Genomic DNA, 26,148 nt, shown 5'->3' with positions numbered 1-26,148 from the left:
AAATGATAGCGATCATAGACTATGATGCAGGTAATTTAAAGAGCGTACAGAAAGCACTTGATTTTTTACATCAGGATTGCGTGGTAACAAGGGATTTTCATGAGATCCGTCAGGCAGACAAGGTAATATTACCGGGGGTTGGTTCTTTCGGCGAGGCGATGGATCAGTTAAAAAAATATGAGCTGGACAAAGTAATTCGTGAAGTGGCAGAAGAGAAAAAGCCATTTCTTGGAATCTGTCTTGGACTGCAGCTTTTATTTGAAGGCAGTGAGGAAAGCAGCGGAGTGGAAGGACTGCATTTGTTAGACGGACAGATCTTACGGATACCGGATACAGAAGGATTAAAAATACCGCATATCGGATGGAATTCACTGGATTTTCAGAATAATGGAAGATTATTTGCAGGGCTGCCGGAACATCCGTATGTTTATTTTGTTCATTCTTATTATCTGAAAGCAAAGGATGATATGATCGTAAAGGCAACTACGGAATATGGCACACATATTCACGCTTCTGTGGAACAGGACAATATCTTTGCATGTCAGTTCCACCCGGAAAAAAGCAGTACAGTCGGACTTAAGATACTAGAAAATTTTGCCGGGATTTAAGACGGGAGGATAAAAATGTTTACAAAGCGAATTATTCCGTGTCTGGATGTGAATAACGGACGTGTGGTAAAGGGTGTTAATTTCGTGAATTTAAGAGATGCCGGAGATCCGGTGGAGATAGCAGCAGCTTATGATAAAGCAGGCGCAGATGAACTGGTATTTCTCGATATTACTGCAACTTCAGATGCAAGGGAGACAGTTGTGGATATGGTGCGCAAGGTGGCAGAAAAGGTATTTATACCATTTACTGTCGGCGGGGGTATCCGTACTGTGGATGATTTTAAAGCCTTGCTCCGCGAGGGAGCCGATAAGATATCCATCAATTCATCTGCGATCAACCGCCCGGAACTTATCAGTGAGGCTGCAGATAAGTTTGGCAGTCAGTGTGTGGTTGCGGCGATCGATGCCAGAAAAAGAGCTGATGGTTCGGGATGGAATATCTATAAAAATGGCGGACGTATCGATGTTGGCATTGATGCAGTAGAGTGGGCAATGAAAGCAGACAGACTCGGTGCGGGGGAAATTCTTCTGACGAGCATGGATTGTGATGGAACAAAGGCAGGTTATGATCTTGAACTGACGCGCACCATTGCGGAAAATGTATCCATTCCTGTAATTGCTTCCGGTGGAGCGGGTACGAAAGAACATTTTTATGATGCATTGACGGAAGGAAAAGCAGATGCAGCACTTGCAGCGTCTTTATTCCATTATAAAGAACTTGAAATCCGCGATCTGAAAGATTATCTGGCAGAGCGTGGTGTTTCTGTAAGAAGATAAAAATAAAGAAAAGAGAATTTATCATGGCAATGATCACAAATGACTGGCTTCCGGCTATTCAGGGAGAGTTTAAAAAGCCATATTACAGGGAATTATTTCAATTTGTAAAAGAAGAATACAGCAGGGCGGTCATTTATCCGCCGGCAGATGATATCTTCAATGCGCTGCATTTTACACCGCTTAGTGAAGTGAAAGTATTGATCTTAGGACAGGATCCGTATCACAATGAGAATCAGGCACATGGTCTGAGCTTTTCAGTACTGCCATCACAGAAGGAGATTCCACCATCATTGCAGAATATTTATAAAGAACTGCAGGATGATTTAGGCTGTTATATACCGAACAACGGATATTTAAAAAAATGGGCGGATCAGGGAGTGCTTCTTTTGAATACGGTGCTGACGGTTCGCGCGCATCAGGCTAATTCCCATCAGGGAAGAGGATGGGAGCAGTTTACCGATGCGATCATTCAGGCTGTCAATGCCCAGGATCGTCCGATCGTATATATGCTGTGGGGCAGACCCGCACAGAGCAAGATCCCGATGCTCACGAATCCGAAGCATCTGATCTTAAAGGCACCGCATCCGAGTCCGCTTTCAGCATACAGAGGATTCTTTGGATGCAGACATTTCAGTCAGGCAAATGATTTCTTAAAAGCAAATGGGATCGCGCCGATCGACTGGCAGATTGAGAATATCTGATTCGGTGTCTGGTACATCGATTTTTAAATAACCAGAATGTTCGTATAGCGTACATTCTGGTTATTTTCTCTATAAATGAGGAGTGCCCAGACACCTTTCGGCGCCTGGGCTATTATGAAAAAAATTTATCAAGTATATTATAACAAGTTGTCTAAGTATTTTTTAACTGTATTTAGTATATCAATCATATATGAACAAAGTATGAATAATAAATTAACAATTTTTTTAGTGATTTAAAACAAAAAAACAGGGAAAAATACAAAAAAATTGGTGAGGTTAACCATACGCACGAAATGATTATTTTGAATGTGTAAAATACTTGAAAATGTAAAGAAAACAGCCTAAAATGACGATATAAGAAACAACAGGGAAGTTTTTGGTAATCTATTGTATTATTTCAAAGGAGTGAGATATATGGCAACGATTTCCGGTTATAATTCATATTCAATGGGAGTTTTGTTCTCTGGATTAAATACCACGTCATCTAAGAATTCATTATTTTCCAGCAGTATGTCAGGAAGTGATATACTTGGAATTAATTACAGTGACTGGGCAACAATCAAATCCGGCAGCTATTTTAAACTGTTAGATGCCTACTATGGAAAAGGCGGGCAGGTCAGCGGCTCTGGTGATACAACATCTTCTTCAACATCAACATCCAAAGATGACACTAAGACACTTGCAGCAATCGAGAGTGATGCGAAGAATGTGGAAAAATCCGTTGCAGCACTTCAGGAGACGGGAGATAAATCCTTATTTAAAGAAGTGACAAAGACAGATAAGGATGGAAATAAGACAACCGGATATGATACGGATGCGATTTATAAAGCTGTGAAAGACTTTACAGACAGCTATAACAGCCTGCTTGATGAAGTCGGCGATTCGAATACAAAAAGTATTTTAAGAGCTGGTGCAAGCATGGTGAGTGTGACAGAGGCAAACCGCAGGTCACTTTCCGATATCGGTATTTCCATTGGAGCAGATAATAAACTTACGATCGATGAAGAGAAGTTTAAGAAAGCTGACATGGGCAAAGTTAAGACAATGTTTGCAGATAACAGTTATTATGGAACAGAAGTAAAACGTCAGGCATCACGTGCAGAATCTTATGCAAAGAGTGAGGCAGCAAAGGCGAATACTTATCAGAAATCAGGTTCTTATACTTATAATTACAGAACAGGTGAGCTTTATAATTCTAAGATCTGATCGTAGAATGGGATGATGAAATTACATTACTGTTATAAAATGTGAAAAGCAGACGGTAATGATTATATTGGTTTGGCATGGACGGAAAGAAAGCTGGTCTGTGCAGAAACGGCTATTTATGAGAAACTCAGATTGGGTTTCTCATAAATTTTGCAAAAAAATAATAAGCGTGCCGGAAAAAAATATTGCACAATGGTGCGATGTATGGTCAAATAATAGGTAGTGTGCAGGAATAAGGATTATATGTAAAATTTGAGATAGATGAAATGGAGAATAAAATGGCAGCAAAGAAAGTAGTAGTCGGCATGTCCGGTGGTGTGGATTCCTCCGTGGCAGCATACCTTTTAAAAGAACAGGGATATGACGTCATTGGTGTGACCATGCAGATCTGGCAGGATGAGGATGAATTTGTGCAGGAGGAGAGTGGCGGATGCTGTGGCCTTTCTGCGGTAGATGATGCGAGAAGAGTGGCAGACCGTCTGGGAATCCCGTATTATGTCATGAATTTTAAACAGGAATTTAAGAAAAATGTTATGGATTATTTTACCGCGGAATATTTAAAGGGCAGAACGCCGAATCCGTGTATTGCCTGCAACCGTTATGTAAAATGGGAAGCACTGTTAAACAGGAGTCTTGCAATTGGTGCAGATTACATTGCAACCGGACATTATGCGAGAATTGAACAGCTTTCTAATGGAAGATATGCGATCAAAAATTCTGTAACGGCAGCAAAAGATCAGACCTACGCACTTTATAATCTGACGCAGGAGCAGCTATCACATACACTGATGCCGGTTGGTGCCTATCATAAAGATGAGATCCGTAAGATCGCCGAGAATATCGGTCTTATGGTTGCACATAAAAAAGACAGCCAGGAAATCTGCTTTGTCTCTGACAACGACTATGCCGGTTTTATTGACAGGGAATGCAAAGGTCAGGTACCGCCTCCGGGAAATTTTGTCCTGACAGACGGAACTGTGGTTGGAAAACATAAAGGAATCACACATTACACGATCGGACAGAGAAAAGGACTCGGAATCGCATTTGGGCATCCGGTTTTTGTCACAGAGATACGTCCGGAGACAAATGAAGTTGTACTTGGCGAGAATAAAGATGTGTTTACCTATGAACTGGATGCGGATCATATTAATTTTATGTCAATTCCGGATATTAAAGATGAGATGCTTTTAAAAGCCAAAATACGTTATTCCCACAGTGGAAGTATGTGCAAGGTAACAAGAACAGGGGAGGATACGATACACTGTGAATTTTTAGAGCCGGTGCGTGCGGTAACTCCGGGTCAGGCAGTTGTATTGTATGATGGAGAATATGTTGCCGGGGGTGGTACCATCCTTTAGAAAAGTATAAACAACAGAGAACTGCTGAAGTGATCCGATGAATAGACGGCAGATCACAGAAAGTACAAATGACATGGAAAAGAAAGGAACTGGCAGAGATGACAAGAGAAGCGTTTAGAGAGCTGGTAAAAAATGGTCCGGTACTGCTTGATGGTGCGACAGGAACGAATTTACAGAAAGCAGGAATGCCGGTCGGAGTATGTCCGGAGCAGTGGATTCTGGAAAATTCAAAAGTACTGGTTAATCTGCAGAAACAGTATGTGGAGGCAGGAACAGATATTTTATTTGCTCCGACTTTTACCGCGAGCAGGATCAAGTTAAAAGAATACGGTTTAGAAGATCATTTAGAGGAGATGAACCGTAAGCTGGTCGCATTGTCAAAAGAAGCTGCAAAAGGTACGGATGCGCTGGTTGCCGGAGATCTTACCATGACAGGAGAACAGCTTTACCCGTTAGGAGATCTGATGTTTGAAGACCTGGTGAATGTTTATAAAGAACAGGCAAAGATCATCGCAGATGCAGGGGCTGACCTTTTTGTAGTTGAGACGATGATGAGCCTGCAGGAATGCCGTGCGGCGGTACTTGCGATCCGGGAAGTGTGTGATCTGCCGATTATGGTTTCACTGACCTACAATGAAGACGGAAGAACACTCTACGGAACTGATCCGGTTACAGCGGTTGTTGTGATGCAGAGTCTTGGTGCGGATGCGGTCGGGATGAACTGTTCAACCGGACCGGAGGCTATGTTAGAACCGATCGCAAAAATGGCAGAGTACGCAACGATACCGCTTCTTGCGAAACCGAATGCCGGCATGCCGGAGTTGATCGATGGTCAGACCGTTTTTAATGTAGAACCGGAAGAATTTGCCGAAGTTGGGAAAAAGTTAGTCGAAGAGGGAGCAGCCATCATTGGAGGATGCTGTGGAACAACACCGGAACATATCCGTGCTTTAAAGCAGGCAGTAAAGGATATTCCGGTCAAAGCACCGCTTCAGACAAAGAGAAGAATGCTGACTTCAGAACGCAAATCAGTGGAGATCACACTCGATGGACGTTTTATGGTCATTGGAGAGCGCATTAACCCGACCGGAAAGAAAAAGCTGCAGGCTGAGTTAAAAGAAGGTTCTTTAAATCTTGTCCGCACGATGGCATTAGAGCAGGAAGAAAACGGAGCGTCGATCCTTGATATCAATATGGGTATGAATGGTATTGATGAGAAAGAAATGATGCTGCGTACCATATATGAGGTAACTTCAACGGTGGACTGCCCGCTTTGTATTGATTCCAGCCACGTGGATATTATTGAGGCTGCACTTCGTATTTATCCGGGACGTGCACTTATCAACTCAATATCACTGGAAAAAGAAAAGTTTGAAAAACTCCTTCCAATTGCAAAGAAATATGGTGCAATGTTTATCCTGCTTCCTCTCTCAGATGAGGGGCTGCCGAAAGATTCTGCAGAGAAACATGGAATTATCCGCACAATCATGGATGAGGCAGTCAGAATTGGTATGGCAAAAGAAGATATCATTGTGGACGGACTGGTTGCCACGATCGGGGCAAATCCAAATGCCGCATTAGAATGTTTTGAGACTTTTTCTTATTGCAAAAATGAACTGGAACTTCCAACGGCGTGTGGACTTTCCAATATTTCATTTGGACTGCCTGAGCGTACTTATGTCAATACGGCATTTCTTACGATGGCGATCGCAAACGGACTTACGATGGCGATCGCAAATCCGTCTCAGGAACTTCTGATGAATGCTGCGTTTGCATCTGATATGCTTTTAAATAAGAAGGAAAGTGATATCCGTTATATTGAAAGGATGAACTTTTTATCAGAAAAATATGCCGGCATGGAACGGGTGATGGTTCAAAAGACTCCGACAGATGCATCTGCGAGTGGTGAGACCAAAAAGGAGAGTGCAGGAAGCGGCGTATTTCAGGCAGTTTTAAAGGGAAATAAAGAGCATGTGTTAGATGAAGTAAAAAAGATGTTAGATGACGGTGCAAAACCGGATGAAATTATCAATGAACATCTGATCGCTGCGATCAATGAAGTGGGAGAGCTATTTGATAAAAAGAAATATTTTCTGCCACAGCTTATTTCTTCCGCCAATACGATGAAACTTGCAATCGAATATTTAGAGCCGATGTTAGAGCGCAGCAATACTGAGGCAATGGCAACGATCGTTGTAGCAACTGTTGAGGGGGATATTCATGATATCGGCAAGAATCTGGTGGTTCTGATGCTGAAAAATTACGGGTATCATGTGATCGACCTTGGCAAGGATGTTCCGGCAGATGTGATCGTGGATACTGCAATGAAAGAGGGCGCAAAGGTAATAGGTCTTTCTGCACTGATGACGACCACGATGATGCGGATGAAAGATGTTGTGGAACTTGCAAAAGAGACAGGATGCACGGCGAAGATCGTGATCGGAGGAGCGGCGATCACAGAGAGCTTTTCAGATGAGATCGGAGCGGATGGATATTCCAAAGATGCAGCGGAATGTGTGAAACTGGTGGAACGGTTACTGGCATAATCTGGTTGTTTTGTTGTTAAAGAATGTTTTTTTGAAATTTTTTGAAAAAATATGAAAAAAAGTGTTGACATTTTTATTTTGAAATAGTATACTTTAGAAGTCGGTTGCGGAAAGCGACCGACACGGACGGGATCTTAGCTCAGCTGGGAGAGCATCTGCCTTACAAGCAGAGGGTCATAGGTTCGAGCCCTATAGGTCCCATTACATCAGAACTTCTGATGACAATTTAATATGGCGGAATAGCTCAGTTGGCTAGAGCATACGGTTCATACCCGTAGTGTCGAGAGTTCGAATCTCCCTTCCGCTACTTCAAGACCTCAGACATTCTGAGGTCTTTTGTTGTATATCGGTATTTTTTTCTGTATAATAAGATCGGGATGCCGGTATTTAAGAAAAAGTGATATTGAAGAGATATTATCAGAGACAGAAGCAAGAGGATTTACACCATGTTCGAAGTGTAATCCACCACAGTAAAAATTTTATGAAAGGGATAGAAAAAAATGCGTGTAGGAATGGGATATGATGTTCACAAATTAGTTGCGGGAAGAGACCTGATTATTGGCGGGGTAAAGATTCCGCATACATTAGGGCTTTTGGGACACTCGGATGCAGATGTTTTACTTCATGCTATTATGGATGCTCTGCTTGGTGCAGCAGCTCTTGGTGATATTGGAAAACATTTTCCGGACACTGATCCGAAATATGAAGGAATTTCAAGTATTAAATTACTTGAACATGTGGCAGAACTGATTGCAGAAAAAGGTTATATCGTGGAAAATATTGATGCGACGATCATTGCACAGAAGCCGAAGATGCGTCCGCATATTGAACAGATGGAGAAAAATATTGCAGAAGCACTTAAGGTATCAGAAGACCAGATAAATGTGAAGGCAACAACAGAAGAAGGACTGGGATTTACCGGAACAGAACAGGGAATTTCTGCGCAGGCAGTCTGTGCATTGACAACGATCTATGAGAACAGCGTCAGTGTGGCTGATTCTGCCGGAGGTTGTGCGGGATGTCCGGGACGTGCCTGTGGGAGATAAAGTATAAAAATGATTGACACAATCGCATAAATACGATATAATAAGCCATGTTTTGGCGAATTGAAATGAGACTCAGATATATTTTTTGTAAGGACATCAGGGGATATTCAAAACAAGGATATATACTGGGTCTTTTTATGTACAAAAGAAGGGAAAATGAGTATATGAAAAAAAGGACGATACGTTTCTGTTGTGGAGTTATGGCTGCGGGCCTGCTGATCTGTGGCATACCGTCTGGGGGAGCAGAGGGAGTAACCCAAAATCATTTGCTGTGGAATGTGGCTGCGGCGGCTGAGACAGCAGTTACAGTGTCGAATGAGAATGAGTTTCTGTCGGCACTTGCACAAAAGCAGAAGAATATTGTTGTAACTGGAAGCTTTTCCGTCAGAGGTCAGGCAGAAGCGAGCGGACAGATGATGCCTGTTGAGATACCGGACGGGACAGTGATTACTGGAAATAATACAGGAAGTATTACGTTCAGCGGACCAATCCAGATCATGGGAGACGGTGTTGTGATCCGGGATATCCAGATTGGTTTTATCTCTACCAATAGTATGAATTCTGTGCCGCATCGTGAGATTTTTCTTGCAGGGCACAGCCTTACACTGGATAATGTAAAAACATATTTGCCGGGAGGAGGGGACGCCAGCCTGGGTGGTTTTGGCGGCACAGAAAAAGAACTTCTTCCAACCATCTATGCAGGAGGATATCACAGTAATACAGCGGTGGGGACGAAAGCGTCACTCACAGTTGTAAATGCAAACAGTGATACAATGTTCCAGAATATCTATATGGGACATAAAGCGTCAGCAGGTGAGAGGACTGCCTATACGGGGAGTGTGGAGTTAAATCTGGACGCAGATGCAAAAGTGCGGGATATTATTTCGGCAGAGGACACAACATCTGCAACACTTACGCTTTCAGGTAAACAAAATGGATATGACGAGATCAGTCTTGTGGAGATCAGGGGAAATGCAAATACAGTATTGACCGTAAACAACTGTGCTGTGTCAGGTGTCATTACAACAGGGATTAAAGATATTGTTTTAGATGCAGGAGGAAGACTGCAGCCGAAAGATGAAACAGCGCAGTTAAACAATATTACATTGAAAAACGGTGGTTGTCTGGATCTTACAAAAATAATAGATGCTCAGGTAAAGGGCAATTTCACAAGTGGTGGCAGTGCGGCAAAGGGAAAGCTTGTTCTTGATCAAAATGGATACGTTCAGATTAATGGACAGGTAAGCGGTGTTACACAGTTCCAGGTGGGAAGTCATGCTATATCTGGTAATCTTTTAAATGAGCATACCTATATCATAGCAGAGAATGGAACAGCAGGAAATTTTGTGTTATCAGATAAAGATATCAATAACAACTACAGCCTGATCTGCAAAAATGGGATGTGGACAGCGTATCGCAATTATGTACCGGAGGAACGTGAACTTGATAGTATCGAGATAAAATCCTGCCCGAAAAATGTTTACACCGGTAATATTCCGACAGACATTACAGATAAAACCGATGATGCACCATATCTGGATGTGATATGGAAGGATCAGTATGGAGAAGATTACACGTTTGATGAAGTTGCAAATGAATATGATGGCTATGGATTTTATAATGATATGATACTGATCCGTTCTGATTACTGGAATAGTGATGATGAAGACATTCAACAAAAAAAGGACTGGGAAAACCCAATCCGTCTGGATGTGGATAAAAATGAGTCAGACCGCTATTATCTGATTGCATATGGTGAAGTGAAAACAGGAAAATACACCTTATTATTATGTTCGGATCCGTTTGATGATCCGAATACTGTGGCAGATGTAAAAGCACTGAAAGATACCGTGTTGGCAGAAAAGGAAATAATATTCACAGATGAACCAGATGTATCGCATCAGCATGTGGCGGGCGAGCCGGTAAAAGAAAACGAGATAGCTGCGACCTGTACCCAAAAAGGAAGCTACGATAAGGTAGTTTATTGTAAGGATAAAGGCTGCGGGGAAGAACTTTCCCGTGAGAATATTATGGTTTCAGCATTAGGGCATAAAAAGGGAGACACTGTCATCGAAAATCGTGTGGAAGCAAAAGTGGGTGTGGAAGGAAGCTATGAAAAAGTAATGTATTGCACCACATGTCATGAGGAGTTAAGCAGAGAAAAAATAGTGATTCCAGCCCTGAAAGAGCCGGACACAGAAGAGCCGGGAACAGAGACACCGGCACCGGAACCGGATACAGAGAAGCCGGGAACAGAGACACCGGAACCGGATACAGAGAAGCCGGGAACAGAGACACCGGAACCAGATACAGAGAAGCCGGCACACAAACACAGTTATGTACTGCAGAAGACTGTAGAGGCGACCTGTGAAAAGGAAGGCGAAAAAGTTTATTCCTGTACCTGCGGGGAAAGCTACAAAGAGAAGATCGCAAAGAAATCCCACACACCGGAGAAGAAGCTGACGCCGGCAAAGCCGGGCAGTAATGGGAAAAATGTGACTGTGTGCAGTGTATGCAAAACAGTGCTGCAGCAGGAGACAATTAACGCACCTAAGAAGTTAAAACTGTCAAAAGAGCGTTATGTGTACGATGGAAAAGCGAAAAAGCCTGCCATAAAAGTGACAGATAATAAAGGAAAAGTGATTTCAAGCGGTTCTTATAAGGTGTCATATCAGAACAATAAGAATACCGGAAAAGCGACTGTAACAGTTAAATTCCGTGGAAATTATACAGGAACACTGAAAAAGACGTTTGAGATCTGCCCGAAGGGAACATCCCTCACAGATGTAAAAGCCGCAAAAAAATCATTTACACTAAAATGGAAAAAACAGGCATCACAGACAAGCGGATATGAAATCGCATATGCAACGGATGCATCATTTTCCAAAAAGAACACAAAAACGACAGTAGTCAAAGGTAATAAGACTACATCGAAAGGAATAAAAGGTCTAAAGCCGGGGAAAAAGTATTATATAAAAATACGGACGTACAAAGAAATAAAATCAGGAACCAAAAAGGTAAAGATTTATTCAGACTGGTCAAATAAAAAATCAGTTAAAACAAAAAAATAGATACGCAGAATAAAAAGCGGTCAGATGATAAATAAAGTCATCTGACCGTTGTTTTTATGAGATATCATCATGTGTCTGATATTTTTTGACGCGTCTTTTGATACTTTCAACATCAATCGGCTCAAAAATAAGATCGCTGATCACATTGGATAATATGGCATTCCGAACCTGTGTCAGGTTACTTTCCTGACAAATGGCAATAACAGGAACTGACTGTGCCCAGGATTCATGACTTAATTCTTCCCATATTTTCTGACCGTCATCTTTGCTTTCGGATACATCTATGTAAACGGCAGGAACGTGGTTGTTTTTATCCATAACCGCATAATGTATCTCAGCAAGGGAAGATATTTTTACAAGCCTGTCCGGATAAGAATGAGCGAACTTCAACGTGGATGCGACATTCCTGGACTGTGTATATAATAAAATATTTTTCAGCGTGGCATCGGATACTGGCGAAGAAACCCCATATTCGGAAAAACATTGTTTCCCGGATTTTTTTGAGTTGCTGAGTGCAGTATCTGCTTTCTGAAAAAGTGTGGTATAAGACGTTTCGTATGGATCTGTGAAAGCAATACCGATGCTGATCGTAACATTTTCAGGGATTGACAGTCCTTCCTTGTCGGAAATGGCATCTAAAAGCTCCTGTGCTTTTTCGTAGATTGCCTCTTTGGTTGTTATATTTCGCACAAAAACAACAAATTCATCTCCGCCGATGCGTCCAACAATATCAGAACCTGAAAAATGGGATGCAAGAATACCGGCTACCACAGATATTGTGTGATCCCCCATTTTGTGGCCACAGATATCGTTAACTGCTTTGAAATTGTCGATATCAATGGCGAATAATGCATGCAGACCTTCGGGACTTGATAAAAGTATATGGGAAATTGTGTGCTCAGCTGTGGTTTTATTCAGAAGATGTGTCATCTCATCAACTTCTGATCTGATCCGTAATTCTTCCCGCTTTTGTAAAATATTATTCAGTCTGCGGTTGGTTTTCAAAATGTTACCAATACGCAGGCGTGCGATGGCGGGTTCAGCAGGTTTACTGATAAAGTCGCTTGCACCTAATTCGAATGCTTTTGTCTGGACTTCAGGGGTATCGGTGGTTGTGAGAACTACAACCGGGATTTTCTTAAATTCCGGCATTCCCTGTCTGTGTTTTAGAACATCAAAACCATCCATGCCGGACATGACCAGATCTAAAAGGACAAGATCGATCATGTCCTGTTTTTCTTCGATCATTTTCAGACATTCCTCGCCGGAGGATACTTCAAGAATATTGAAGTTTGAAGAAAATATTTCATTTAAAACTGCACGCTGTAAGCGTGAATCATCTACAATCAACAGAGTTTCTCTTTGCTGTTCCATAATAAAATCCTTCGTATAAATTGTAAATTATCCCCAGAATAACCAAATACTATTTATAATGTAACACGGAAAAGGATCGTATGCAATGAGAAAAAGGGAAGAGAACAAATAAAAAAGTTGACAAATCGGAAGCAAGTGCATAAACTAGAGTAAGTAAATAAACTTACCAGTATAAATACGATAAGGGCGTTGAACGGGAAGAGTAAGAAACCAGAGTGCTGACAGAGAGAAACTGCCATCGGCTGCAAGCAGTTTTCAGAAAGAGATTTCCGAAGTGCCTCCGTGAGCCTGTCCGGGGAAAGGGCTTTGTCTGCCAATACAGTATCCGGATACGGGTTACACACGTTAAGTGTATTGAGTGAGGATCATAAGATCCTTAAATTAGAGTGGAACCACGGATCATTTCGTCTCTTAGAGATGAAATGATCTTTTTTTTGATCCAGGAAAGGGGATGCCGGTTTTGGGAATCATCAGTCATATTAAGGAAGAATTTACAGTGATAAAGGAGCGGGACCCGGCGATCAAATCGCCGATGGAGGTATTGCTTTATCCGAGTTTTCGGGTTATGTTGAGCTACAGACGTGCGCATAAGCTGTATTTAAAAGGACATTTCTTCTGGGCGAGATATATTTCACAGCGGGCAGCGAGAAAAACAGGAATTGAGATACATCCGGGAGCAACGATCGGGAAAGGATTTTTTATTGATCACGGCAGTGGTGTGATCATTGGAGAGACGGCGATCGTTGGGGACAATGTTACTCTGTATCAGGGTGTGACACTAGGCGGTACCGGAAAAGAGACCGGAAAACGTCATCCGACGATCGGGGATAACGTTATGATCAGTGCGGGTGCAAAGATCATCGGTTCCTTCACCGTTGGAGAAAATTCCAAGATCGGAGCGGGAAGTGTGGTCATAGAGGAAGTGCCGCCAAACTGTACCGTAGTTGGTGTTCCGGGAAGAATCGTAAAACGTGACAATGTGAAGATGCCGCGCAGTGATATGGATCAATGCCATCTGCCGGATCCGGTCAAAGAGGATATTACCGTACTGCAGAGGGAAAATGCAGAACTGGTCAACCGTGTGCTTGATTTAGAGCAGGCAGTCCGGATTTTAAGTGCTGATGCACAAAAAACAAAATAAAATTGCATTTTGCTCCGCAAAACAAGGAGTAAAATCCTCTGCTCATCAGAGGATTCGCATTTTGCTTCGCAAAACAAGGAGGATTATTTAAATGGAAAATAAATTTCAATTTTACAACACACTGACAAGAAAAGTAGAAACGGTAATCCCGCATGAGGATGGAAAAATCGGTATGTATACCTGTGGACCAACGGTGTATCATTTTGCACATATCGGTAATCTGAGAAGTTATATTATGGAGGATGTACTGGAAAAATCTCTCCGTTATGTCGGCTATGATGTCAAGCGCGTCATGAATATCACGGATGTCGGACATTTATCTTCTGATGCAGATACCGGCGAAGATAAGATGTTAAAAGGTGCAAAAAGAGAGCACAAGACAGTCATGGAGATCGCAAAATATTATACGGACGCTTTCTTTAGTGACTGCAAAAAATTAAACATCAAGACACCGGACGTTGTGGAGCCGGCAACGAACTGTATCCCGGAGTTCATCCATATGATCGAGGTGCTGCTTGAGAAAGGCTATGCCTATGTAGCAGGCGGAAATGTTTATTTTGACACTTCAAAATTAGACGATTATTATGTATTTTCTTCCCAGAGTGAGAAAGAACTGTTAGTCGGTGTACGCGACGATGTGGAAGAAGATGTGAATAAGAAAAATAAAAATGATTTTGTACTCTGGTTTACAAAATCAAAATTCGAGGATCAGGCACTCAAATGGGATAGTCCATGGGGTGTTGGATATCCGGGATGGCATATTGAATGTTCCTGTATCAGCATGAAACATCTGGGCGAGTATGTAGATATCCACTGCGGAGGTGTAGACAATATTTTCCCGCATCACACCAATGAGATCGCGCAGTCCGAGAGTTACCTTGGTCATACATGGTGTAAATACTGGTTCCATGTACAGCATTTGAATGATAAATCCGGAAAAATGAGTAAGTCCAAAGGGGATTTTCTTACGGTATCTCTGCTGCAGGAAAAAGGTTATGATCCGATCGTATACCGTATGTTCTGTTTACAGTCCCACTACAGAAAACCGTTAGAGTTTTCTTATGAAGTGTTAGACAACATGGCTGCAGCTTATAAAAAACTGACCAAACGAATCGCAGAATTAAAGGATGAGGGAGCGGTACAGCAGGATAAATTTGATACTTATAAGGCAAAATTTGAGGATGCGATCAGCAATGATTTGAATACATCAATGGCGATCACGATCATTTACGATCTGCTCAAAGATGATATGAATGATAAAACAAAACTTGCGTTGATCAATGATTTTGACAAAGTATTATCCTTAAATCTGACAACGGCACAGACAGATGCAAAAGAGGAGATCGATGCAGAGTTAGAAAACTATGTACTTGCAAAGATTGAGGAACGTAAGGAAGCAAAGAAAGCAAAAGATTTTGCAAAAGCAGATGCGATCCGCGATGAACTGCTTGAAAAGGGCATTGTACTGAAAGATACCAGAGAAGGTGTGATCTGGCACAAAGCGTGAGAGAGGGGAAATGCCGATGCGGAAAGGAATAGATTCCTATATTAAAGAACAGTTTGGGATCAGTGAAGTAGATATCCGGACATATTCACCTCTTACGTTAGCATATATCGGAGATGGGATATTTGACCTGGTGATCCGTTCGGTTGTTGTCGGAAAAGGAAACACGAGAGCAGGAGAGCTTCATAAGAGGACAAGCCAGATTGTAAAAGCACACACACAGGCGGAGATGATCGAGAAATTACTTCCGGTTCTGACGGAGGAAGAAACGGAAGTGTACCGCCGCGGAAGAAATGCAAAATCGCCGACAATGGCAAAAAATGCGACAATGTCAGACTACCGGAAAGCAACCGGATTTGAGGCACTGATGGGATATCTGTATTTAAAAGATGAGTTTGAACGTCTGGTGGAACTGGTAAAGACAGGTGTGGACGAACTTGCACTGAAAATGTAAAAGGAGAGAGTAATGGGCTACGAAGAGCTAAAAATAGAGGGCCGGAATGCGGTGCTTGAGGCATTCCGTTCCGGAAAAACGATTGATAAATTATTTGTGTTAGACGGCTGTCAGGACGGTCCGGTACGCACAATCGTAAGAGAGGCAAAAAAACACGACACGATCGTACATTTTGTGGAAAAGGAACGCTTAGACCAGCTTTCTGAGACAAAAAAACACCAGGGTGTGATCGCTGTTGCTGCTGCATATGAATATGCCGAGGTGGAAGATATGTTAAAACTGGCAGAAGAAAAGGGTGAGCCGCCGTTCTTATTTATTCTGGATAATATTGAGGACCCACATAATCTTGGTGCGATCATCCGTACCGCAAATCTTGCGGGGGCACATGGTGTTATTATTCCAAAACGCCGTGCAGTTGGTCTGACAGCTACCGTGGCAAAGACATCTGCCGGAGCGATCAACTATACCCCGGTTGCAAAGGTAACAAATCTGACTGCAACGATGAAAGAGTTAAAGGACAAAGGAATGTGGTTTGTCTGCGCAGATATGGATGGAACCTGTATGTATGATCTCGATCTGAAAGGACCGATCGGTCTTGTGATCGGCAGTGAAGGCGAAGGTGTTGGCAGACTTGTGCGTGAAAACTGCGATTTTGTTGCGTCCATCCCAATGAAGGGGGATATTGATTCTTTGAACGCATCAGTAGCAGCAGGTGTACTTGCATATGAGATCGTGCGGCAGCGTATGCGCTAAATTTGCAGCGGGAGTCTTGGGAGGAACATGTTAGAGTCATATCAGGATTTGACAGACGAACAGTTGATCGCGGTATTAAAAGACAGCGGTGATACGGACGGAAAGATCATGGATTATATTCTGGATAAATATAAACCGCTGGTCCGCAAAAAGGCAAATGCAGTATTTTTAATCGGTGGGGAGACGGATGATCTGATCCAGGAGGGGATGATCGGTCTGTTTAAGGCAATCAGAGATTTTGATAACACGAAAGAAGCGTCTTTTTTTCATTTTGCGGAATTATGTATCACAAGACAGTTATATAAGGCAGTTGAGGCGTCAAACCGCAAGAAGCATGCACCACTTAATTCTTATGTTTCTTTCTATTCAGAAAACGGCGAAAACGGATATCCGCTGGCGGAAACACTGACGATGGATGGAATCGGCAATCCGGAGCAGATGATGATCGATCAGGAGAATGTAGCGCAGTTCTGGAAAAGGCTCCGGACACATTTAAGCAGGATGGAACGGGAAGTATTAGACCAGTACCTTGCGGGACTTCATTATCAGCAGATTGCAGAAAAGATGGGAAAGACGCCAAAATCCATTGATAATGCGCTTTCGCGTATTAAGGCAAAAATCCGTGAGATGAATCCTGAAATGGGGAAGATGTAAAAGAATTATCTGCTTTTTTGTGGATTGTTACGAAAAATAATTGTGCATGTTGCATAAAAAATAAAAGAGAAAATTGTAACATTTGTGAACACTTATTGAGAAAATCATGCTATTATAATGACTGTAAAAACCCCCCAATACATTATATATAGTTTTTGCTATACCCCATAGTAAAAATACCTTCTCCTAAAAAGACAGCATCGGCTGTCTTTTTTGTTGTACAAATATTGACAACTATCATAGATTCCGCTAGACTGAATGAGTCGGTAAAATATAATAGAAAACAACGCAGAGGGACTGCATGTCTGGGATAGTGCCTGGAGAGATTGCAGTTGAGAAGGTTAAAACCTGACTCTTTGAACCTGTCAGTTAATACTGTCGTAGGGAGCGTATTGGGAAGATGTTATCTCCTGTCGCACTTGCGGCAGGAGATTTTTTAAATCATTCATAGAAAAATTCTCATCGTCAGCAGTCTTTCATGCGAAAAGGAGAAAATGTATGGAACAGTATACAACACAGATGGATGCAGCAAGAAAAGGCATTGTGACAAAAGAATTAGAGATCGTGGCAAAAAAGGAGCGTATGACAGTAGAGGAACTGATGCCGCTTGTAGCAGAGGGAAAAGTTGCAATCTGCGCAAACAAACATCACACATGTATTGATCCGGAGGGCGTGGGGTCCATGCTCCGCACAAAGATCAATGTCAATCTTGGTGTGTCAAGGGACTGCAAAGATTATGATGTGGAGATGGAGAAAGTTATGGCGGCAGTCAATATGGGCGCACATGCTATTATGGATTTATCCTCTCATGGAAATACAATTCCGTTCCGCAGAAAACTGACCGCAGAATGTCCGGCTATGATCGGTACAGTGCCGATCTATGATTCTGTGATCCATTATCAGAGAGATCTTGCGACACTGACTGCAAAAGATTTTATTGATGTGGTACGTCTGCATGCGGAGGACGGCGTGGATTTTGTGACACTGCACTGTGGAATCACAAGAAAAACGATCGAGCAGATCCGAAAACATAAGCGTAAAATGAACATCGTTTCCCGCGGAGGTTCTCTTGTATTTGCGTGGATGTGTATGACTGGAGAAGAAAATCCGTTTTATGAATATTACGATGAGATCCTTGAAATCTGTCGTGAGCATGACGTTACCATTTCGCTTGGCGATGCCTGTCGTCCGGGATGTCTTGCGGATGCCTCCGATGTGTGCCAGATCGAAGAGTTAGTAAGACTTGGAGAGCTGACAAAACGTGCATGGGAGAAAGATGTACAGGTTATGGTAGAAGGACCGGGACATATGCCAATGGATCAGATCGCAGCAAATATGAAGATTCAGCAGACTATCTGCATGGGTGCACCGTTTTATGTGTTAGGACCGTTGGTTACTGATATTGCACCAGGATATGACCATATAACATCTGCGATCGGCGGAGCAATCGCAGCGCAGAACGGAGCAGCATTCTTATGTTATGTCACACCGGCAGAACACCTGGCACTGCCAAACGTGGAGGATGTAAAACAGGGGATCATTGCATCGAAGATCGCAGCACATGCAGCAGACATTGCAAAGGGTGTCCGTGGAGCAAGGGAGATCGATGATAAGATGGCAGATGCAAGACGTGTATTAGACTGGGATGCACAGTGGGAATGTGCAATAGATCCGGAAACGGCTAAAGCAATCTGGAACAGCAGAAAACCGGAACACGAGGATACCTGTTCCATGTGTGGAAAATTCTGTGCAGTACGCAGCATGAATAAAGCACTTGCGGGAGAATATATTGATATTCTGTAAAAAAGAGTAGAGGCATGATTCCGTCTTATGTTATAATAAATGTGTTTCGATCAGCCGGTGATCAGATGAAAAGAATATATTTGGTTGACAGTGAGAATGTAGGAGATATATGGGTGCCGTTACTGGTAGCATCACAGCCTGATGAGGAAGTGATCGTATTTTATACGCAGAAAAGTCCGCATATGAATTACGAAAATGTGAGGTTATTAAAGGAGACGGAGAAAGAAGCAGAGTTTATAAAATGTTTTGAGGGAAGCAATGCACTTGATTTCCAGCTTGTTACACAGCTTGGGTATATGTTGTGTGAAAATCAGGAAAACTGTTATGTGATCGTTTCAAATGATACCGGATTTGATGCAGCAGTCCGCTATTGGAAACAGCGTAATATGCCGGTACAGCGTATCAGCGGAAAAGAATTAAGCCGCAGATTACAGCAGAAGACAAAAACAGCAGAGTTTTTGGAAAATTCCACAGAAGCTGCGACGGGGCAGACGGCAGAGTTTCTGAAACACGAGACAGAAGCTGCGACAGGGCAGACGGCAGAGTTTCTGAAACACGAGACAGAAACTGCGACAGGGCAGACCGTAGAATTTCTGAAACACGAGACAGAAGCTGCGACAGGGCAGACAGCTGAGTCTATGAAAAACGAAACGGTAACTGCGGAAGAACAGGTACAGACGGAAAAATATGCGGAATCAGAAGAAATGTCTGAACCAGAAGAGATTCAGATGGAAATGCCGGATGAAATTATGAGACCGGATGAAACAGCAGATGGAAATCAGCAGGATGAAGAATTGTCAGATGCAGATCCAGAGAAGAATATAATGGTGAAAACACCAGAGATTTCAAAGGAACAGGATGAGGTTATCCGCAGCCTGCTTACCTGCATCAGCAAAGATCGTCTTGCAGATTTTCACAATGCACTGGTATTGTTCTTTGGGGAAGAGATCGGAAAAGAACTTTACCAGGAGGCAAAGAACAGTTCTGCATATGCAATCTGCCGTGAGAATCAGAATGCGATCAGTGAGGAAGAGAAGTTTGATGTTTATTGTCAGACAGTATTTGCCTACAGTGATCCAAAACTGGACTGTCCGGAAGATTTTTCCTCGTTTTTGTATAAGGCAAATGCGAAGAGAAAGAATCTCAATTCATTAAGAGCTGCATTGCAGGGACATTATGGCAAAGATAAGGGAATGAAATATTATTCTCTTTTTAAGTCACACATCAAGATTATGAATCGGATGTAAAAAAGGAGAGGCTGATTGAAACAAAACGGGAAGAACATAACGGATGTGGTGACAAAACACCATCTGGCCAGAAGACCCGAAGAACACAATCCCGGTGAGACATGTAATGTTGATCTGGGATTGTGTAAATTTTTTGAAAAATTACAAAAATTTCCTGCATTTTATGCTTGACAAGCGTACAATCCTATTGTATAGTAATACAGGTGTTGAAAAACACAATGCTGCTGTGGCTCAGTCGGTAGAGCGTCGCATTGGTAGTGCGGAGGTCACGGGTCCGATTCCCGTCAGCAGCTTTTTTTATGCCCAAAAAGATCATAAACAGCAGATTGTATACTTTGAAGGAAGATTTTTTATCACGGATAAAAGGAACAGAGCGGCAGACGGTCGCTCTGTTTTTTTAATAAAAATACAAAATTTAGTTCTTTTTGATCTGTTTATCTGTATTACCAGCAATAAAATGATCAATGAGAAGATTGATCGTATGCTGCTGTGTTTCAATGATTTTTCGGAAAGTTTCATTCTCTTTTGTCAGACGGTTGATTTCAGATTCACTATTCATTTTCATCTTCCTTTTTGCGCCACTCAAATCGATACAGGTATTGTATATATTTTCATGTTAAAAAAAATTATTTGAAATGTCAAGACAATAAAGACGTCTGTGGGAAAGATTATTGCTTTATTAACATAAAGCGTCAAAATAACTATTTTATTCGACAGAACATGCAAAAAATAAAGGCTGGGAAATAGTGTTGCAATACTGGAAACTTATGAATTTATGAATTTTTTACGAACAGATGTTATTTGCTGGAGGAATGTGCTAAAATATCATTCGGCTAATTATCTAAAGGGAAGATACACACTTGAAATGAGGTTTGACATGAATGCTAGCAGAAAAAGAAAAAATACGAAACCAAAAGGTTTCTGGGAAAAATTAAAAGAGCAGAGAAATGAGAAAATAGCAGCCAGGAACAAAAAGTCGGATAAGAAGAATGATATTTTAAAAAAGGCAGGAAGCAGTATCATATCGTTGCTGCTTGTCATATTGCCGCCTGCGGCATGTTTTTATCTTATGGAGTGTTATTCACACAATCCGTTTATGGTCGTGCGTCCGTGGGCTCAGTTTTTTAATATTGTACTGTTTTTACTGGTAACGATTGTACTGTTTTTGCTGACAGGAAAATTAAAGACAACACACCGGATCGTTTATGGTGTGGCGATGATCTATGGTATTGCAAACAGTTATGTAGTGCGTTTCCGTACAAATCCGATCGTGCCGTGGGATATTTTTTCATGGAAAACGGCGGCGAGTGTGGCGGATAATTATAATTTTATGCCGGATACGCGTATGGTCGTGGTAACACTGGTGTTTCTTGTGGCAATCGCATTATTTCATTTTATAAAGGTAAAAGTAACACGTTTTGTATTTTGGAAACGGCTTATTCCGGCAGCACTTGTGGCTGTGGTGCTTTCACTGTTTGCGGGAACCTTACAGCAGGAGAGCTTTCAGAACAGCCACAGACTTTATAATAAGCTGTTTACACCGGTCTACATGACAGATGTGGATGGAATGGCAGTCACATTTGTGATGAATCTTGCATATATGTCGATCGATAAACCGGAGCATTACAGTGACTCGGAGGCACAGGCAGTGCTTGATTCCTACGGAGCAGGAGGTGCAATGTCGGAGGATACTGATCCGGCAGCAAAAGATGATACACAAAAGGATGAAGAACTTCCAAATATCATTGTGATGATGAATGAGTCGTTTTCGGATCTGTCGGTTCTGGGTGATTTTGAGACAAATGAGGATTACATGCCGTTTATTCACAGCTTGGAACAGGGAGCAGAAAATACGGTTACCGGAATGTTAAACGTATCTGTATGTGGCGGAAATACGGCAAATACCGAGTTTGAATTTCTGACCGGCAATACCATGGCATTTCTTCCACAGGGAAGTATTCCGTACCAGCAGTATATCAATGGGGATTTAAAGGCACTTCCGGATTATCTGAAAACATTAGGATATCAGACGATTGCAACACATCCATACAATGCAGGCGGATGGGAACGTGATACGGTTTATCCGATGTTAGGTTTTAACGAAAGTGTATTTAAAGATGAGTATGTGAATCCACAGTATGTGAGACAGTATATCAGTGATGAGAGCTGTGTGGATAAGATTATCGAATTTTATGAAAATAAAGAAACAGATAAACCATTGTTTGTTTTTAATGTGACAATGCAGAATCACGGTGGATATCAGGATCAGTATGGCAATTTTACCCCGGATATCTCAGTGAAAGATTCCACTAATTTTTCGCTGCAGCAGTATTTATCGCTGGTAAAACTTTCTGATTCAGCGTTGGAGTCTTTAATCTCTTATTTTAAAGATGCAGATGAAAAAACAGTGATCGTTTTCTTCGGGGATCACCAGCCGAGTGATGCCGTTGCATCTACGGTTCTTGCAAAAAATGGAATGTCCTGGAATCACCTGACAGAGGAACAGCAGAAACTGCGTTATCAGGTTCCTTATGTGGTATGGGCAAATTATGATATTGATGAGGAAACGGGTGCAGATACGAGTGCAAATTATCTTGCAGCAGAAGTGTTAGAGCGTGCAGGTGTTCCACTGGACGAATACCGTTCCTATCTGATGCATTTAAAGACAGAATATCCGGTCATTTCTGCCGTGCGTACGGTAAAAGCAGATGGCAGTGAAGTGCGGGCTTCCGATGAAAAAGATGAGATGGATATTTACCGGAAACTGCAGTATTATGAGTTGTTTGATCATGGAACTGTCAATTAGAAAATGATAAAAAGAGAGGTTTTGTTTTGAAAAGAGAAAAGAAACTACAAAATCAATTGTGGGAAGAAAGAATGCCGCTTCTTGCTTCATTCTTTCTGCCATTTTTTATTCTGGTTGTGATATGTATCCTTCATGACGTTTATCCGTTTGGAGAGCAGTGTATTTTACACATTGATATGTACCATCAGTACTGTCCTTTTTTCACGGAGCTGATGGATAAGATCAAACATGGCGGCAGTCTGTTTTACTCATGGAATGTCGGACTGGGGGCAGATTTCATCTCTCTGTATGCCTATTATCTGGCAAGCCCCCTGAACTGGCTGCTGCTGTTATGTCCGCAAAATCATGTGATCGAATTTATGACCTTGCTTGTGATCTTGAAAATTTCATTTGCGGGACTGTTTTTTGGTTATTATTTAAAAGAGCACTTTGAAAAAAATCATATTGCGGTCAGTATTTTTGCGACAGCCTATGCATTGTGCGGATTCTCCGCAGCCTATGCATGGGATATCATGTGGTTAGACTGTATGATGTTAGCGCCGCTTGTTGTTCTTGGACTCGAAAAACTGATCAAAGAGAAAAAGGTACTGCTTTATTATATCTCGCTGTCTTTATGCATTATCAGTAATTATTACATTGCGATCATGGTATGCATTTTTCAGGTGATCTGGTTTTTGATCACATGGCTTGAAAATAAGGAAACAGGGATCGGTGCCTGGATTCGTTTTGCAGTTTATTCTCTTCTGGCAGGTGGAACGGGTGCAGTTCTGATCATTCCTGAGGCGATCACACTTGGTGCGAGTGGGTCACAGAATATTTCGTTCCCGGATACGATGGAATGGTATTTTAACATTATTGCGGAGTTGGGAAGACATTCTGTGATGGCAGAGCCCTATACAGGAAAAGACCACTGGCCCAATATTTACTGTGGAGTATTTGTTATTCTTTTGTTTGTACTATATTTGCTTAATCGTGAAATATCCTGGAAAAAGAAGCTGGCGCGTGGAATTCTGGCAGTATTTTTTGTTCTCAGTTTTTCAAATAATATACTTGATTTCATCTGGCATGGTATGCATTTTCCTGATTCCCTGCCGGGAAGACAGACTTTTTTATACGCATTTTTATTGCTTGCGGTTGCATATGAGGCATTTTTACATTTTAAAGGGACGCGGTTTTTAGATGTGATCGTTGCAGGAGTGACATCGATCGGTCTGATGACGGTTTCCTATCATCTTTCTGATGGGACAATCTTAGGGGAGAGTGCGGCAACGGCAACTTATGTTTTTCTGGGAAGTTATATTGTGGTACTGCTGATCTATTTTTATGCGGAGGAATGTATCCGGGAAGATGAGGTAAAAAAGATCGGAAGGATCAAAAGGGCAACCAGGGAAGAACTGAAGAAGATCATGCTTGTCTTTGGCTGCGTAGCGATGCTGTTAGAATTATTCTTTAATTACAATGTGACCGGACTTGAGACAACAAGCAGGACTGCTTATGTAAAGGCGGTGGATGATTATCATGCGGTACTTGCAGAGGCAAAAGATCAGGCACAGAAGGAAGGCGTATTGTTTTACCGGACAGAGGAATTAGAGCGTAAAACGAAAAATGATGCAGCATTGTATGGATATCGTTCTGCAACACAGTTTTCGTCACTGATGAATTTAGATGTCAGTCATTTTTATCAGGCAGTCGGAATGGAGGGCGGTAAGAATTTTTACTGCGTGAATGGGGCAACACCGCTTTTATCTGCGATGTTATCCCTGCGCTATGTGATCGCAGATAATGCGCTTGAGGCAAACCCGATCCGTTCTTTTGTGGCAGGAAGCGGAAACACTTATCTCTATGAAAATAAATACGTGCTCCCGCTTGGCTTTATGATGGATGAGAATGTGATCGAAGCGTGGGATTATTCTGATTTAGACGAGATCACAGCGCAGAATAAACTTGCAGAACTTCTCGGTGCAGATGAGACGATGCTGACAGAGATCCCATCGGAATCAGTGGTCGGAGAATCAACGATCGATGTGCAGGAAGATGCATACATTTTTGCTACCTATGATTCGACGACCGTGGACAGCCTGACAGAAGAGATCAGTGACGGCAGGACAAAATCTTTCACGAAAGTTTCACATGGTTATACGCTTGATCTTGGATACTGCACGGCAGGTACGGAAGTAAAGATCAAAAACAGCAGCGAGGAGAGGGTGAACATTACTGCATATGCCTTAAATCTCGATGCAGTAGATACTGCTTATCAGACATTAAATGAGCAGACGATGGAGATGACGTCATTTTCCGATACGAAGATCACCGGAACGATCGATGTGAAAAAAGAAGGACGGCTGATCTTTTCAGTGGCGGATGATGCCGGATGGAAATTGTATGTTGATGGAGAAGAAACCAAGCCGGAAGTTTTTGGAGAGGCATTTATCAGTACTTATCTTGAAAAAGGAACACACACGATCGAACTGCGTTACCGGACACCTGGATTTATGGTGGGAGCCGGGATCTCATTTGTCTGTGTTATGATCGTTATCCTGACCGCATGGATAAAAAGGCACCATTGAAATTAAAGCGGTTCTGTGAGATACTATAGTTTGGAGGAGTTTGAGAAAGGTAGTGATTTATATGAGTAAAAAAGAGATAGAAATTTATAATGAAAATGCCGATGATATCAAAATCCGCCCATATGAGCATCATGCAAAATATTATGAGACGGATCAGATGGGGATCATCCATCATTCAAATTACATCAAATGGATGGAAGAGGCGAGGATGGATCTCATGGATCAGATCGGACTCAGTTACAAACAGATGGAGGAGATGGAGATCATAAGTCCTGTGCTCTCCGTATCCTGTGAGTATCACAGCATGGTACATTTTGATGATACCGTCGTAATCGAGACAAAGATCACCCGTTATAATGGTATCAAGATGGATTTGGAATACCGGATGACAGACAAAGAGACCGGAGAACTGCGGACAACCGGAAAGAGTTCCCACTGCTTTTTGAACCGTTCCGGAAGACCGATCTCATTAAAACGATCTTATCCGGAGATCGATACGAAGTTTTTTGAGTATACGGATGCGTGATGGAAG

General features: G+C 42.1%; 20 protein-coding genes, 3 tRNA genes, 1 riboswitch and 1 other annotated feature. Of the genes, 21 read left to right on the top strand and 2 right to left on the bottom strand.

What is annotated here, in order from left to right:
- Positions 1-2: 2 nt before the first annotated feature.
- The 10 genes from hisH (at position 3) to DXA60_RS04155 (ending at position 11,313) form a co-directional block, all read left to right on the top strand.
- Positions 3-608 carry an imidazole glycerol phosphate synthase subunit HisH gene (gene hisH / locus DXA60_RS04205; RefSeq protein WP_117919786.1) on the top strand — a complete coding sequence of 202 codons (606 nt, stop codon included), beginning with the start codon at positions 3-5 and terminating at the stop codon, positions 606-608.
- 15 nt (positions 609-623) lie between these two features.
- Entirely contained in the window at positions 624-1,385 is a 762-nt protein-coding gene (gene hisF, locus DXA60_RS04200; protein WP_117919785.1) for an imidazole glycerol phosphate synthase subunit HisF, read from the top strand.
- A gap of 23 nt (positions 1,386-1,408) precedes the next feature.
- Entirely contained in the window at positions 1,409-2,086 is a 678-nt protein-coding gene (locus DXA60_RS04195) for a uracil-DNA glycosylase (protein WP_117919783.1), read from the top strand.
- Positions 2,087-2,500: 414 nt separating this feature from the next.
- Entirely contained in the window at positions 2,501-3,292 is a 792-nt protein-coding gene (gene fliD / locus DXA60_RS04190) for a flagellar filament capping protein FliD (protein ID WP_241070928.1), read from the top strand.
- 266 nt (positions 3,293-3,558) lie between these two features.
- On the top strand, positions 3,559-4,650 hold the full coding sequence (gene mnmA / locus DXA60_RS04185; RefSeq protein WP_117919781.1) for a tRNA 2-thiouridine(34) synthase MnmA: 1,092 nt from the start codon (positions 3,559-3,561) through the stop codon (positions 4,648-4,650).
- A 98-nt stretch (positions 4,651-4,748) separates the two neighbouring features.
- Positions 4,749-7,196, top strand: a complete 2,448-nt coding sequence (locus DXA60_RS04180; protein ID WP_117919895.1) for a homocysteine S-methyltransferase family protein — start codon at positions 4,749-4,751, stop codon at positions 7,194-7,196.
- 128 nt (positions 7,197-7,324) lie between these two features.
- A tRNA-Val gene (locus DXA60_RS04175) sits at positions 7,325-7,397 on the top strand.
- Between the two features lie 32 nt (positions 7,398-7,429).
- Positions 7,430-7,503: transfer RNA gene (locus DXA60_RS04170), tRNA-Met, on the top strand.
- Positions 7,504-7,696: 193 nt separating this feature from the next.
- Positions 7,697-8,242, top strand: coding sequence for a 2-C-methyl-D-erythritol 2,4-cyclodiphosphate synthase (gene ispF / locus DXA60_RS04160; RefSeq protein ID WP_117919779.1), 546 nt, complete (start codon positions 7,697-7,699; stop codon positions 8,240-8,242).
- Between the two features lie 164 nt (positions 8,243-8,406).
- Positions 8,407-11,313, top strand: coding sequence for a fibronectin type III domain-containing protein (locus DXA60_RS04155; RefSeq protein WP_243006748.1), 2,907 nt, complete (start codon positions 8,407-8,409; stop codon positions 11,311-11,313).
- A gap of 54 nt (positions 11,314-11,367) precedes the next feature.
- On the opposite strand, the gene DXA60_RS04150 is transcribed toward DXA60_RS04155, so the two are convergent.
- Positions 11,368-12,687 (bottom strand): GGDEF domain-containing response regulator, encoded by a 1,320-nt coding sequence (locus DXA60_RS04150; RefSeq protein ID WP_117919775.1) that lies wholly within the window; start codon positions 12,685-12,687, stop codon positions 11,368-11,370.
- 180 nt (positions 12,688-12,867) lie between these two features.
- Positions 12,868-13,102, top strand: a binding site (T-box leader).
- A 45-nt stretch (positions 13,103-13,147) separates the two neighbouring features.
- Between DXA60_RS04150 and epsC the strand changes: the two genes are divergently transcribed.
- The 8 genes from epsC (at position 13,148) to DXA60_RS04110 (ending at position 20,536) form a co-directional block, all read left to right on the top strand.
- Positions 13,148-13,828, top strand: coding sequence for a serine O-acetyltransferase EpsC (gene epsC, locus DXA60_RS04145; protein ID WP_186898983.1), 681 nt, complete (start codon positions 13,148-13,150; stop codon positions 13,826-13,828).
- Between the two features lie 91 nt (positions 13,829-13,919).
- Positions 13,920-15,335: a cysteine--tRNA ligase gene (gene cysS / locus DXA60_RS04140; protein ID WP_117919772.1), complete on the top strand. Its 1,416-nt coding sequence runs from the start codon at positions 13,920-13,922 to the stop codon at positions 15,333-15,335.
- A gap of 16 nt (positions 15,336-15,351) precedes the next feature.
- Positions 15,352-15,786: a Mini-ribonuclease 3 gene (locus tag DXA60_RS04135; protein WP_117919893.1), complete on the top strand. Its 435-nt coding sequence runs from the start codon at positions 15,352-15,354 to the stop codon at positions 15,784-15,786.
- 12 nt (positions 15,787-15,798) lie between these two features.
- A complete protein-coding gene (gene rlmB, locus DXA60_RS04130) occupies positions 15,799-16,539 on the top strand; it encodes a 23S rRNA (guanosine(2251)-2'-O)-methyltransferase RlmB (RefSeq protein WP_006858561.1) in 741 nt (246 codons plus the stop codon).
- A gap of 27 nt (positions 16,540-16,566) precedes the next feature.
- A complete protein-coding gene (locus DXA60_RS04125; RefSeq protein ID WP_117919770.1) occupies positions 16,567-17,193 on the top strand; it encodes a sigma-70 family RNA polymerase sigma factor in 627 nt (208 codons plus the stop codon).
- Positions 17,194-17,473: 280 nt separating this feature from the next.
- Positions 17,474-17,597: riboswitch (TPP riboswitch) on the top strand.
- Positions 17,598-17,691: 94 nt separating this feature from the next.
- Positions 17,692-18,996 (top strand): phosphomethylpyrimidine synthase ThiC, encoded by a 1,305-nt coding sequence (thiC, locus tag DXA60_RS04120; protein ID WP_117919768.1) that lies wholly within the window; start codon positions 17,692-17,694, stop codon positions 18,994-18,996.
- Positions 18,997-19,061: 65 nt separating this feature from the next.
- Complete coding sequence (locus tag DXA60_RS04115) at positions 19,062-20,243, top strand: PIN domain-containing protein (protein WP_117919891.1); 1,182 nt, start codon at positions 19,062-19,064, stop codon at positions 20,241-20,243.
- A 220-nt stretch (positions 20,244-20,463) separates the two neighbouring features.
- A tRNA-Thr gene (locus DXA60_RS04110) sits at positions 20,464-20,536 on the top strand.
- Positions 20,537-20,658: 122 nt separating this feature from the next.
- On the opposite strand, the gene DXA60_RS04105 is transcribed toward DXA60_RS04110, so the two are convergent.
- Positions 20,659-20,802: an adenylate kinase gene (locus DXA60_RS04105; RefSeq protein WP_158570861.1), complete on the bottom strand. Its 144-nt coding sequence runs from the start codon at positions 20,800-20,802 to the stop codon at positions 20,659-20,661.
- A 216-nt stretch (positions 20,803-21,018) separates the two neighbouring features.
- Between DXA60_RS04105 and DXA60_RS04100 the strand changes: the two genes are divergently transcribed.
- From DXA60_RS04100 to DXA60_RS04090, 3 genes are all read left to right on the top strand, one after another.
- Positions 21,019-23,049, top strand: coding sequence for an LTA synthase family protein (locus DXA60_RS04100; RefSeq protein WP_117919764.1), 2,031 nt, complete (start codon positions 21,019-21,021; stop codon positions 23,047-23,049).
- Positions 23,050-23,075: 26 nt separating this feature from the next.
- Positions 23,076-25,616, top strand: a complete 2,541-nt coding sequence (locus tag DXA60_RS04095) for a YfhO family protein (protein WP_243006746.1) — start codon at positions 23,076-23,078, stop codon at positions 25,614-25,616.
- Positions 25,617-25,677: 61 nt separating this feature from the next.
- Positions 25,678-26,142 (top strand): acyl-CoA thioesterase, encoded by a 465-nt coding sequence (locus DXA60_RS04090; RefSeq protein WP_117919889.1) that lies wholly within the window; start codon positions 25,678-25,680, stop codon positions 26,140-26,142.
- Positions 26,143-26,148: the final 6 nt, after the last annotated feature.

This window comes from Roseburia sp. OF03-24, from assembly GCF_003463035.1.
In the GTDB taxonomy this organism is placed as follows: Bacteria; Bacillota; Clostridia; order Lachnospirales; family Lachnospiraceae; genus Roseburia; species Roseburia rectibacter.
The sequence above is the reverse complement of the archived record's forward strand: the minus strand, read 5'-3'. Positions and strand labels throughout refer to the sequence as shown.

Coding starts and splice junctions, on each gene's coding strand:
- hisH (WP_117919786.1), top strand. CDS start 3: ATGATAGCGATCATAGACTATGATGCAGGTAATTTAAAGAGCGTACAG.
- hisF (WP_117919785.1), top strand. CDS start 624: ATGTTTACAAAGCGAATTATTCCGTGTCTGGATGTGAATAACGGACGT.
- DXA60_RS04195 (WP_117919783.1), top strand. CDS start 1,409: ATGGCAATGATCACAAATGACTGGCTTCCGGCTATTCAGGGAGAGTTT.
- fliD (WP_241070928.1), top strand. CDS start 2,501: ATGGCAACGATTTCCGGTTATAATTCATATTCAATGGGAGTTTTGTTC.
- mnmA (WP_117919781.1), top strand. CDS start 3,559: ATGGAGAATAAAATGGCAGCAAAGAAAGTAGTAGTCGGCATGTCCGGT.
- DXA60_RS04180 (WP_117919895.1), top strand. CDS start 4,749: ATGACAAGAGAAGCGTTTAGAGAGCTGGTAAAAAATGGTCCGGTACTG.
- ispF (WP_117919779.1), top strand. CDS start 7,697: ATGCGTGTAGGAATGGGATATGATGTTCACAAATTAGTTGCGGGAAGA.
- DXA60_RS04155 (WP_243006748.1), top strand. CDS start 8,407: ATGAAAAAAAGGACGATACGTTTCTGTTGTGGAGTTATGGCTGCGGGC.
- DXA60_RS04150 (WP_117919775.1), bottom strand. CDS start 12,687: ATGGAACAGCAAAGAGAAACTCTGTTGATTGTAGATGATTCACGCTTA.
- cysS (WP_117919772.1), top strand. CDS start 13,920: ATGGAAAATAAATTTCAATTTTACAACACACTGACAAGAAAAGTAGAA.
- DXA60_RS04135 (WP_117919893.1), top strand. CDS start 15,352: ATGCGGAAAGGAATAGATTCCTATATTAAAGAACAGTTTGGGATCAGT.
- rlmB (WP_006858561.1), top strand. CDS start 15,799: ATGGGCTACGAAGAGCTAAAAATAGAGGGCCGGAATGCGGTGCTTGAG.
- DXA60_RS04125 (WP_117919770.1), top strand. CDS start 16,567: ATGTTAGAGTCATATCAGGATTTGACAGACGAACAGTTGATCGCGGTA.
- thiC (WP_117919768.1), top strand. CDS start 17,692: ATGGAACAGTATACAACACAGATGGATGCAGCAAGAAAAGGCATTGTG.
- DXA60_RS04115 (WP_117919891.1), top strand. CDS start 19,062: ATGAAAAGAATATATTTGGTTGACAGTGAGAATGTAGGAGATATATGG.
- DXA60_RS04105 (WP_158570861.1), bottom strand. CDS start 20,802: ATGAATAGTGAATCTGAAATCAACCGTCTGACAAAAGAGAATGAAACT.
- DXA60_RS04100 (WP_117919764.1), top strand. CDS start 21,019: ATGAATTTTTTACGAACAGATGTTATTTGCTGGAGGAATGTGCTAAAA.
- DXA60_RS04090 (WP_117919889.1), top strand. CDS start 25,678: ATGAGTAAAAAAGAGATAGAAATTTATAATGAAAATGCCGATGATATC.